Source organism: Lentilactobacillus hilgardii (genome assembly GCF_009832765.1).
Taxonomy (GTDB): Bacteria; Bacillota; Bacilli; order Lactobacillales; family Lactobacillaceae; genus Lentilactobacillus; species Lentilactobacillus hilgardii.
Window position 1 is genome coordinate 2,538,912 of sequence record NZ_CP047121.1, and the last position, 11,386, is coordinate 2,550,297.

The 11,386-nt window shown below is 40.5% G+C and carries 13 protein-coding genes and 1 riboswitch; of the genes, 8 read left to right on the forward strand and 5 right to left on the reverse strand.

Annotation, left to right across the window (positions count from 1 at the left end; genetic code table 11):
• Positions 1 to 65 precede the first annotated feature (65 nt).
• Complete coding sequence (locus GQR93_RS12065) at positions 66 to 1,004, forward strand: linear amide C-N hydrolase (RefSeq protein ID WP_004466418.1); 939 nt, start codon at positions 66 to 68, stop codon at positions 1,002 to 1,004.
• Here GQR93_RS12065 and GQR93_RS12070 read toward each other — a convergent pair.
• Positions 990 to 1,802, reverse strand: coding sequence for an HAD-IIB family hydrolase (locus tag GQR93_RS12070; RefSeq protein ID WP_004466416.1), 813 nt, complete (start codon positions 1,800 to 1,802; stop codon positions 990 to 992). The genes GQR93_RS12065 and GQR93_RS12070 overlap by 15 nt on opposite strands.
• Positions 1,803 to 1,965: 163 nt before the next feature.
• A riboswitch (TPP riboswitch) is annotated at positions 1,966 to 2,054 on the forward strand.
• 425 nt (positions 2,055 to 2,479) lie between these two features.
• Between GQR93_RS12070 and GQR93_RS12075 the strand changes: the two genes are divergently transcribed.
• From GQR93_RS12075 to GQR93_RS12095, 5 genes are all read left to right on the forward strand, one after another.
• Positions 2,480 to 3,070, forward strand: a complete 591-nt coding sequence (locus GQR93_RS12075) for an ECF transporter S component (RefSeq protein WP_003559037.1) — start codon at positions 2,480 to 2,482, stop codon at positions 3,068 to 3,070.
• A gap of 15 nt (positions 3,071 to 3,085) precedes the next feature.
• Positions 3,086 to 4,516: an ABC transporter ATP-binding protein gene (locus GQR93_RS12080; RefSeq protein WP_159298800.1), complete on the forward strand. Its 1,431-nt coding sequence runs from the start codon at positions 3,086 to 3,088 to the stop codon at positions 4,514 to 4,516.
• Positions 4,516 to 5,169: an energy-coupling factor transporter transmembrane component T family protein gene (locus GQR93_RS12085; protein WP_004466413.1), complete on the forward strand. Its 654-nt coding sequence runs from the start codon at positions 4,516 to 4,518 to the stop codon at positions 5,167 to 5,169. Before GQR93_RS12080 ends, GQR93_RS12085 begins: the two co-directional genes overlap by 1 nt.
• Positions 5,170 to 5,281: 112 nt before the next feature.
• Complete coding sequence (locus GQR93_RS12090; RefSeq protein WP_003635468.1) at positions 5,282 to 5,596, forward strand: hypothetical protein; 315 nt, start codon at positions 5,282 to 5,284, stop codon at positions 5,594 to 5,596.
• Between the two features lie 59 nt (positions 5,597 to 5,655).
• Entirely contained in the window at positions 5,656 to 5,853 is a 198-nt protein-coding gene (locus GQR93_RS12095) for an LBP_cg2779 family protein (RefSeq protein WP_003559029.1), read from the forward strand.
• Positions 5,854 to 5,967: 114 nt separating this feature from the next.
• On the opposite strand, the gene GQR93_RS12100 is transcribed toward GQR93_RS12095, so the two are convergent.
• From GQR93_RS12100 to GQR93_RS12115, 4 genes are all read right to left on the reverse strand, one after another.
• Complete coding sequence (locus tag GQR93_RS12100) at positions 5,968 to 6,834, reverse strand: SDR family oxidoreductase (RefSeq protein ID WP_004466411.1); 867 nt, start codon at positions 6,832 to 6,834, stop codon at positions 5,968 to 5,970.
• 367 nt (positions 6,835 to 7,201) lie between these two features.
• Positions 7,202 to 7,438 carry a zinc-ribbon domain-containing protein gene (locus GQR93_RS12105; RefSeq protein WP_004466409.1) on the reverse strand — a complete coding sequence of 79 codons (237 nt, stop codon included), beginning with the start codon at positions 7,436 to 7,438 and terminating at the stop codon, positions 7,202 to 7,204.
• Between the two features lie 118 nt (positions 7,439 to 7,556).
• On the reverse strand, positions 7,557 to 8,729 hold the full coding sequence (locus GQR93_RS12110) for a hypothetical protein (RefSeq protein WP_004466406.1): 1,173 nt from the start codon (positions 8,727 to 8,729) through the stop codon (positions 7,557 to 7,559).
• Between the two features lie 60 nt (positions 8,730 to 8,789).
• Positions 8,790 to 9,764, reverse strand: coding sequence for an asparaginase (locus tag GQR93_RS12115; protein WP_035444655.1), 975 nt, complete (start codon positions 9,762 to 9,764; stop codon positions 8,790 to 8,792).
• Positions 9,765 to 9,856: 92 nt separating this feature from the next.
• On the opposite strand from GQR93_RS12115, the gene GQR93_RS12120 reads away from it, so the two are divergent.
• A complete protein-coding gene (locus tag GQR93_RS12120) occupies positions 9,857 to 10,228 on the forward strand; it encodes a hypothetical protein (RefSeq protein WP_003559016.1) in 372 nt (123 codons plus the stop codon).
• Between the two features lie 62 nt (positions 10,229 to 10,290).
• Entirely contained in the window at positions 10,291 to 11,376 is a 1,086-nt protein-coding gene (locus tag GQR93_RS12125) for an ABC transporter ATP-binding protein (protein ID WP_003559014.1), read from the forward strand.
• Positions 11,377 to 11,386: the final 10 nt, after the last annotated feature.

Consider the following 11,386-nt stretch of genomic DNA (forward strand, 5'->3'; position numbering starts at 1 on the left):
GAGTGCGAGAGATTACGGCGTATCGCACTGTCATTTCGAACACTTAAAACTAACGAGGTGATCCCATGTGTACCAGTTTAACTTTGCAAACTTTAAACCATCATGTCCTGCTTGCCCGAACAATGGATTTTCCGGTCCGGGCAGCTTGGAAACCAGCGCTTATTAATCAAGACTATTATGAAACCGCTTTATCGGGAAAACGTGCCATTCGTTATCCTTATATCGGCGGCGGTCGAACCGAGGAAAATGACCAAATACTGGTTGCCGATGGCGTCAATACCAAAGGGCTTAGTTGCGCGGAATTAATGTTCCCTCTTAAAGCCCATTATTTGGATAAACCGATAGCAGACAAGCTCAATTTAACACCGCAGGATTTTCTCCCCTGGGTACTTGGTGAACACGCCTCGCTTCAAGAAGTCAAAGCTGATTTGGCGCATATCGCCATTATTGGTCAAAACTGGCTGGCCGGCAATGAGATCTTTGCCTTTCACTGGATTTTGGCTGATCAGGCAGGTCAAACCTTACTTATAGAACCAACCATTAAAGGTCTTGAAGTCATCTCCGATTCAATCGGTGTTCTAACCAACTCGCCAACCTATCCGGAACATATGGCACGTTTTGCCAAATCACTTCATACTAATGAGGATTTAACTGAACTATCTCAAAAATCACAACAGATTGTGATGAGCCAGAAGTTTCCTCGAGCAACCAACACACCCACAACCAGATTTTTAGTCACCGCCATTAATAAACTTGGTGCCCAGCCCAGTCGAACACAATTCGAGGCTCGAAACCGACTGTTTAATGATTTGGCGACCGTTGCAATTCCATACAAGCCATCCATGCATCAACACCCCAACTTCAATTATACCCACTATATTTCGATTCTTGATTCAACAGATCAAACCTATTATTTTAGATATCACGATTCAAAACAGGTCTTCAGTTATTCTCTGAGTGACGAGTTGGCGCAACATACCAATCAAAACCTATTCCTCATTTAAATAATGATCAATTTGTTCTTGAACGCCTTGTTCATCGTTGGTTAAATGAGTCACGTGTTCAACTTTAACCAGTAAATCCTGGGCAGCGTTTTTCATCGCATAGCCCTCCCTTGCGGCGTTGACCATCTCAAAATCATTACCGTTATCGCCAAAAGCAGCAACGTCATCAAATGATAGCCGCCAGTCATCAAGCAGTGGTTGAATACCGGTCAGCTTGGTCACACCGGCGTTCATGACATCCAATCCGTTCATCCCCGAAGACGTTGCGCTCAGTCGGCCGCTAAATTGATGATTAAACTCATTTTGTCGTTCAAGTACGCCACCCGTCTCCCATGTGATATCAATCTTATAAATTGAATCAAAAACCAATCGCAGATCTTTGGCAGATTGCATATTTTCGTAAAAATACTTGGACGCTTTAAAACGTTTGGATTGGCTTGGCAGATTGCAATACGTTCCGTTTCGGCCAACCAGGATGATCTCGGCCCCGAAGAAACTTGGCGTTTTTAACATCCAATCCAGTGCCTTTCGGAGTACCAAATGGTCAATAATATCTTCCGAAACAATGACACCGCGTTCGTCAACAACCAACGCGCCGTTATTACAAACGTAAGAAATTGGCCCTGACACGTGTTCAAAGGTTTTTAATAAATGTTGATAATGATTGCTGCTGGCTGAAACAAAATGCATCTGTTTTTGGGCTAATCGATCCAATTCACCTTGAAACCTGTTTTCATCGAATGTCCCCCTTTCATTTAAAAAGGTTCCGTCCATATCACTTGCAATTACTTTAATCACGGCAATTCTCCTGACTATCGTTATTTTTAAATTACGAATATATTATATATTTATCCAAATCATTTACTTAATTGTGTATCCAATAAAAGCTACACCCTTAATTTTAAATGTTTCACTCCGTTTGTAAAACAATTTTATATTTAGTATACTGTTCCTTGATGATACAACTTATCTGGGGTGCCTTTAGGCTGAGAGAAACCCATCGAACCTGATCTGGATAATACCAGCGAAGGGAGCATATTCCGTTGTGCACGAAATGGATTAAGCGTATTGATGAATTTCGAGGCTGGGACATCTTGTCCGAGCCTCTTTTTATTGACTAAAATCGCTTGCGACAGGATTTTTCAGTTTTATTTGCAATTTTTATCTTATTCATGTTATTTTCTCGCCTTATCCGCAACTCCAGTGTAGGGACTATCTTGCTCTTCAAAGCAACGTTCTGCATGTAAGGGATTGATTTCAAAAATCCAAAATCGGGATTTCCCAAATCGACGCCTTATATTCCGGGTGTTAACCGCTTTGAATCGCACACTTTTTAGGACTGCTCTTCAAAGCAACACCACTCCATATAAGGGATCAATTTGAAAAATCCAAAATCGGGATTTCCCAAATCGACGCCTTATATTCCGGGTGTTAACCGCTTTGAATCGCACACTATACTATTTGGAGGTCTTTTTATGGAAAACAAGAGTCAAGCAAGCAACAATCAGCATCAAAGTAAATGGACGTTACGCAACATTATTTTGATCGCCTTGATTGCTATTTTTTGTGGCATTATTTTTTGGGGAATCGGCTTTCTCTATACTGCATTAACGGTCGCCCTCACGCCAATTGGTGCTGCGCCATTTGCCAATGATATTTTGATGGGGCTTTGGTGCATGGCCGGTCCGCTTACCGGATTCATCATCCGAACGGCTGGTTCGGCCTTTCTTGGTGAATTTCTTGGTGCTGCCGTTGAAGTCTTCCTTGGCGGTCAATGGGGCGCCGGTGCCTTTATTTCCGGACTGGTTCAGGGAATTGGTTCCGAACTTGGTTTTACCTTCACCGGCTACAAACGTTACGACTGGGTTTCACTAAATGCTTCAATCTTTACAACCGTTGTTGTAACTTTCGCCTGGGACATGATTAAAAACGGATACGATAAATTTGCATTACCGCTTCTGATCGGACTATTCATCACTCGTTACATCTCAACCTTTATTTTCGGTGGCATTGTCACCAAAATGATCGTTAAGCTGTTGGATCGTAGTAATGCATTTAATCTATAAACAGAGGTTTTAGACATGACTGACGTATCGATTAGCGACTTTACCTATCAGTACCCCAAAAGTGAGACCAAGGTACTAAATGATCTTAATTTAACATTCAAGCACAATCACTTTTCCCTGCTTTCCGGACCATCCGGTAGTGGGAAGTCAACGCTCCTGTACTTTATTGCGGGGCTGTACCCAAGATTTATCGGCAACGATGCGACGGGAACCATCAAATTCGGTGATACAAATATTAAGGAAATTCCCCGAAACCATGTCAGCAACCACGTCGCAATGATGTTTCAAAATCCCAATCAACAATTTGCGATGGATACCGTCATCCACGAGCTTACCTTTGTTCTTGAGAATATTCAAACCCAACCTGATCAAATGGATAAAATAATCGATCATGCCCTCACTTTTTGTGGGATTGAAAAATTAAGGGATCGGATCATCAACACCCTTTCCGGGGGCGAGAAGCAACGGGTTGCACTTTCCTGTATTGTCGCCATGGATGCACCGGTTATTGTATTGGATGAACCTTTTGCCAGTATCGACCCTGATTCCAGAATTGATTTAATCCACAAACTAAAGGAATTACAGGAAAAACACGGCAAAACAATTATTCTTGCAGACCATGATTTGGGAAATTACCAGGGAGTCATTGATGAATTTTATTATTTGGATCCCCAGACCCATCACATTGATTTATTAAATCAAGCGGAATCACAACATTTCTTTGATAACTTTGAATCCACCCAAACAATTGATAAGCAGCTTGCGTTACCACCGAAAGATGATAAGAATTCAGTTATCGAATTACGTCATTTCAAATTGGCACCGCACGATTCTTTGCTCCTACAGCTTGATCATTTTAATTTCTATCGCCAAAAAACGACTTTAATTACCGGTGCCAATGGTATTGGAAAATCAACATTATTTAACGCACTAACCAAGTTATTACCGTATGCCGGAATGATTTCTTACGACGGAAAGAACATTAAAAAGATCAAGCCGTTAAACTATGCTAAGAACGTCACGCTATTGTTTCAAGATGCCGAAAACCAATTTCTAAACGTCACGGTTAAAGAAGAACTGGATCTTTCGTTCTCAAACCGGTTTAACCAAGACTACACTCATGAACAGGTTGAACAAATGCTGACACAATTGGGCATGCAGGGTCGCGATGAACAAGTTGTCTATTCTTTAAGTGAGGGACAAAAAAAGAAACTTCAGATTGTCGAAATGCTGATTATGAACCCACCCGTCCTATTGTTGGATGAGCCATTTAAAGGATTGGATTACAAATCACTGCGATTAATGACCGATTTCTTAGAACTGGCCAAAACAAAGTATGGTCAAACTCAAATCATCATTTCCCATCAATTATCCGGACTGGAAGACTTAATTGATTATCATGCCCATTTTGAAAATCAAAATCTGACTTACCAGGAGGTTATCTAATGAATCCTGGAATGAAATTACTCTTAGTTGTCTTAATAGCCTTGGAAATTTCGTTTACCCAAAGTTTAATTGTCAACATTATCTTAATTGCGATTAGTTTTGTATATGTCATGGTTAAACGGATGAACTTTAAGACATTGTTTCTTCTTATATTCTGGCCGCTTTTTCCGGCTTTGGGCCTATTTGTTTCACAATGGTTGTATGGTTCCGATGGGATCCACTTTGCATGGGTTCTTTTTACACGAATCTACGCCTACGTCTTTTTAGGGGCAACATTCACGTTAACAAGCAGTATCACGGACTTGGCACTGACTTTGGAACAAGACTTTCGCCTACCCTCAAAGTTTGCCTACGGGGTGCTGGCGGCCTTTAACCTGATGCCCAAAATCAGGGAAGAAGTACAAATCATCAAAACATCTGCCTTAATGCGTGGAGAGGTTTTTCACGTTTGGTCTCCCAAGCTCTACTTTAAGGCAATTCTGTCATCCATCCAATGGTCACAGAACTTAGCTGAAGCAATGACTTCCCACGGCTTTGTGGAAGACGAGCCACGGACCCATTACAGGGTTATCCGCATTACAGTCTTGGACTGGGCAATGTTTGCCTTCTTGATTATTGCCGTTCAAGTCATGTTATTCTTTATTCGATATTAGTTTTTAATAGAAATTAAAATTTTCTGACATAATCAAAACGCCCCAGATTTCGCAATTCCTACTTTTGCATTATAATTAATGTAATAGAGAGAAGTGAAAGAGGGCGTTTTTTATGCGGGCAAATCAATTCGCATTTGCGTTTGGCATTTTTGCTTTAATTGTTGGAGCCATTGTTGATCTTTATGGGGTGTTTACTCAATTCGGAACGATTGATAGTGCTCAGGAAGTATTGGTCGGCAGCTTTATTTTGGGAATCGGGTTGGCTTTTCTATCGATCCCCAACCGACTGGAACGTTACATTGTTCAAGGTATTATCGGAATTGGCATCTTTTATTATTTTTATATTCAAAACAATAACATTTGGATTGCCCTGATTATTGCGTTTATTCTGGTGGCCTTATTGGAGTATGGCTTGAAACATCGCTAATTATGTGTTCGTTTCACATATTATTGCTATAATAGGAATATAGTAGCTCGAGTCTTACAATGGAGGAATTTAGAATGGCAGAACAATTTAGCACCTTAGCAGAAGAAATTATCAATTACCAAAAGAAGAACGACATGCCAGACACGCAATTAGCATTCAATTTACGGATTACCGTAGAACGCCTCCACGATATTAAGTCGATGGAATCTCAACCGACACCAGAGGAAAAGAAGCTCATTGAAGACTTTGTGCGTTAAACGTGCAGGAACTATTTGAAATCCTATTTCCCAACATCGCGATGTTAACTAAAAGAAGAGACCTTTTGCAATGTCATTTTGCAAAGGGCCTCTCTTTTGGCTTTTAATGGCTGGTTATTTTTCCGGCGCTTTAAATAACGCTTGTACCTGTTCCTCCAAAGTTGGAACGGGCTTTTGTAATACGTCAGCCAAATCCGTTGTGTCTTCTTCCAAAGCATGATTTCGAATTAATTTTTGAATCATCGTCATAATCGCATCTACCTGATCTGGTACATACTTTCTTAAATTGGCCATAAATTCATCATCAGAAACGCTGGCAATCTCAAATTGTTTGCCGGTCACTTTTCGAAGCACATCAGCCAACTCGGCATACGTATGCATTGGACCTGCCAATTCATAAACTTCTTTTGGCTGTTCAGTCGTTAAAATAGTGGCTGCAGCTTCGGCATATAATGCTTCGGGGGCCCAACCAACCTTGCCATCCCCTGCGGAATAAACAAATGGCTCACCATTACTAGCTTCTTCCACAAAATTCATCTCATCTTCCAGATACCAATTATTGCGAAGAAATGAATGTGCAATACCCGACTTTTTAATCAAAGCCTCCGTGGCCTTATGGTCTGCTGCCAAGGGTGCTTCTGTCGTGTCTGCATGTGGAAAGCTGGTGTATGCAATGAACTTAACACCGGCCGCTTTAGCAGCCTGAACCACATTATTGTGTTGATCGATTCGTGACATCACTGCACCGGGTTGCGATGAAATAAACAGTAGTTTATCCACACCCTTCAATGAGTCGATCAACTGATCCGGATCTTCATAGGTACCCGGACGAACCTCAACACCGTCTTTATATATAGACTTTGCCTTTTCAATACTTCGAGCCAGAGCAATGATTGAATCTTCCGGCTTAATTAACTTTTGCAAATACGAAATGGCGTACTTGCCAAAATGACCGGTTGAACCTGTTACAGCATACTTCATAACTTAAAAGCCTCCTAAATCAACTATAGTTTAGTCAGTACATGCCATAGATTATTATAAAGCAACCTGTTGGTTTGTGTTTACATAAGCATGCTGAAATCATCAAAAAATGCCCATTGCCAATTGAAATCAAAAAAGACACTTATGCGCACGTTACTAAAACGCTAAAGTGACTCATCTTGATTTATCATAATAACTTTAATTTTACTGTGCCGAATCGTCTATATCGCTTTGCGCCACACACTTGTTTAGGACTGCTCCGTCAAGCAACATTCTGCATGTAAGGGATTCTTTTTAAAAATTCAAAACCGGGATTTCCAAAAAGAACGCCTTACATTCCGGGTGCTAACCGCTTTGTTCCGCACACTTATAATAATTTCTTCCAAAATGACCGTTTCTTTTTCTTTGAAGTTCCCGACGTTTTTTCGTGGTAACGATCCATGCCTTCCTTATAGGGATTGCTAATCAGTTGGTTCAATGAAGGTCGCGATTTTTTAGCGGCTTCTTCAATCGGCAATTTTCGATGACAATTTGGGCACGTTACCTGATTTTCCGTTAATTTAGTCCCACAATAAGGACAAAAAGCAAACTTTCTGGTTGGCATCTCGATTACCTCGATTGTTGCTTGGTTTGATTACGGTTTCGACATTTAACGGCTTCCAATGTATCGCGAATCCATTTTGGCATTTTAAACTTCTTCTTTGCCATGAATGTTATTCCCCTCAATCAACTTGATTTTCTAACAAGAACGCTTTGAAATAATCAAATGCCATTTCTCGAATTGACTCAATACCAATCTGCTTTGTTGTTGATTCAGTCTGTTCATCAACATCCAGTAGTTCCACTGTTAATAAACCAGTCGTCAGATTTAAATTGGTCGGAAAGGCCGCAAAATTCTCTTTATCGGCTAACTCAAACCGAATAATCTTTCTGAACTTAATCGACTGGTAAAGAATATGCGTTAAAATATTATCCGTATCATCAAAGGCACGTTCGGCATTCAGAACAGGCAAAACAAAGTGCTTGGCATCTTTATTCAATTTAACAAATCGATGAATCAGACGAAGGTAGTCCGAATCCAATAATAGTTCTTTAATATCGTCATATCGAATCCAAACATAACCGCCAAAACGACCGTTCATGTCAACCACCATCATCACCAACTCGTTTGCATTGCCGGCAATCACTTGACCAACATAAAAGTATTTTCGTTCATCATTAGTATCAATAATGATAGCCTTATTTGTACCACGTAATTTTCCAATAGTTTCTCTAAATTTATCCGTGTCGCGTACACTTACATCATCAATATGATTCTCAGGCTTAATCATTGCCAATGTTTCTTGGACCAATTGTAATTCGGTTCCACCAAATTCAATACCGTGAATATCGTCAAATAAGAAGTCCATCATTCGCTGCTTGGAGAAGTCAAATTTGTTCAAGTTTAAAAACGTCAGGCCATCCGCACGAACATCCTTGACCAATCCTTCACTATATTTAAGTTTGCCATCTTCAACCGTAATAATCAATGAGACCCGCTGTTCTTCATAAAGCGTTTTCACAATCCGATCAAATAAAGAATCACTCATTTTTATTGGCATATCAAATGAAGGATTGCTCGATAAGTCATTCATTTCATCAAATGAAATTCGATCTTTCATGCTCGCAAGATCATAACTGTCTGTTTCAATCGATTTAACCGAACTAATTTTTAAATAAACTTCCCCATCTTGAATGCCATAATCGTTATAGGTCAGCATAACAAAATCCTGAGCACCCAAATACTGGATGACACCCGTATATACGATATCGCTATTCTTTTGGAAGGCGTTTATTAACCGCTCATCAATTTGAGCTGACCGCAACTGTTCATATATTGTTTTCAAAAGAGACACCTTCTTTCACATCCGTAGATTATTCGTTATCATAATTATAAGCGCTTATATTCGTGCAATCTATGATATGGCATTGCTGACGAAGGCTCGTAGATCATCACCGGATTTGTGTGCACTAAGACCAACCAATAGTTTGATTCTGGCCTTTTGCCCATTTAATCCCTGGCATAGAATCAGCCCCATTTTTCTGAGTTGAATACCGCCACCCTCATAATCATAAATATCTTGGGCAACACCGTTATAACATCTGGAAACCAGGACGATGGGAATGTTATTATCTATGAGGCGCTTAATTGCAGGAAGCGTTTGGGGCGGTAGATTTCCCGCACCCAGGCCTTCAATAACCAATCCATTAGTAGTCGATCGGTTGATTGCCTCAAATAAATCGCCGTTCATCCCGGCATATGCCTTTATTAAATAAACGCCGGCAGAAACATGATCAATATCGGAAACCTCAGTTTGAATGAGTTCTTGAAAATATTTAGCTTTATTCTGTGTCACAATTCCAATCGGACCAAATGTAGGCGTTCTAAACGTTGCGACATTAGTGGTATGGGTTTTGGTCACAAAACGAGCTGTATGAATTTCATCATTCATCACAACAAGGACACCTTTACCGTAAGATTCATCAGTTGCCGCAACCAAAATTGCATTTCGAAAGTTGTATAAACCATCGGAACCAATTTCATTTGACGATCGCATCGCTCCTGTTACTACGACTGGAATTGTATTTGGTAATGTCAAATCTAAAAAGTAAGCTGTTTCTTCCAGTGTATCGGTTCCGTGAGTAATCACGACACCGTCAACGCCGTCGTTAATTGCTTTCATAATTCGTTGTTTAATCAGCAACATCACTTCAGGTGTGACATGAGGTGATGGTAAATTGAATAGTTCATCGGTAATCAGGTTGATTTGACCATTCAAAATGACTTGTTCTTCTGCGATTGGGTTCTCATCATTTGGAACAACTTCGCCCTTTTCGTTTTGAGACATTGAAATGGTACCACCGGTGTGAATCGCTAAAATTGTTTTCATAGAATTTCGGCCTCCAAAATGATAATCTATACTATTGTACATTATAATTGTAGCTGAGAAAACATACCGACAACACAGAAAGAAGTGAGCTTATGTCAGATTCTGATAGATACTATAAGCCTAAGAATTCAAAAGACGCGATGCGCCAGATTGAAATGTTGTTTAATAAATATAAAGACGCCCCACTAACTCAGGAATTGGTTGATTATCACCAGAATCTGGTTAACAGGCTTAAAACCGATATTATGCAGGCAGCCAACGTGGAAAACATTTCATCCAGAACCGAAAATCTTAACTCAATGATCAACGTCATGACCCGCTGGCTGCAAATCAGACTTTCCGGAAAACCCTTTAACGGTCAAATGAGTCATTTTAAATACGTTAGTGATGAAACCAAAACAACCTTTAAACGTCACGTCCACAAAATTAAGGGTGGCGGCAGTCACCGTGCATCAAGGCATTAATTGGCAGAGCTGATTAAAGAAACAACAGCCCTGTCAGACTACTCACAAGGAGGCTCGAAGAATTGAGCAAAACCATTATCGAATTACAGCACGTCTACAAAAAATATGACGACTTTACCGCACTTAAAGATATTAATTTTAAACTAAACCAAGGAGAATTTTACACCCTTCTTGGCCCTTCCGGTTGTGGAAAGACAACCATTCTTCAAACAATTGCAGGATTTACCGATGCAACTTCCGGACAAGTATTATTTGACGGTCAAAAGATCAATGATATTCCGGCTAATAAACGTCAATTAAACACTGTTTTTCAAGACTACGCCCTTTTTCCAAATATGAACGTTTTTGAAAACGTCGCTTTTGGATTGATCTTGCATAAAGTCAAAAAAGCAGAAGTGGCCGAACGGGTTCATGATGCTTTGAAATTAGTTCAATTGGATCAATATGCCAATCGGGAGATTTCTGAACTTTCCGGCGGCCAGAAACAGCGAATCGCGATCGCCAGAGCAATTGTTAATCGCCCGAAGGTTCTTCTACTGGACGAACCGCTGTCCGCCTTGGATGCTAAATTAAGAAAAGATATGCAGTATGAATTGCGTAGCCTCCAACAAAACCTTGGCATCACCTTCCTATTCGTTACCCATGATCAGGAAGAGGCACTGGCAATGAGCGATCAAATTTTTGTCATGAATAAGGGACAGATTCTTCAAAAGGGTGACCCGGTCGACATCTACGACGAACCCATCAACCATTTTGTGGCTGATTTTATCGGCGAAAGCAATATCATTCCCGGCCACATGGTCCGAGATTACGAAGTCTCATTTCTTGGACATACATTTGAATGTGCGGATGCCGGCATGCGCCCAAACGAACCCGTTGAGGTTGTGATTCGTCCGGAAGACCTTGTTATCACAACTCCTGAAAAAGGAAAGTTACAGGTTAAGGTCAGCACCCAGCTGTTCCGCGGTGACTACTATGAAATACTCGCCTATGATATGCAGGATAACGAATGGTTGATTCATTCCACCAATGCAACAACTGACAATGCGATTATCGGGTTAACATTTGGCCCTAATGATATGCACGTCATGCGTTACAACGAAACCGAAGCCAAGTTTAATTCTCGTTTGGAAACTTACGAAGAATAGGGAGGAAAAA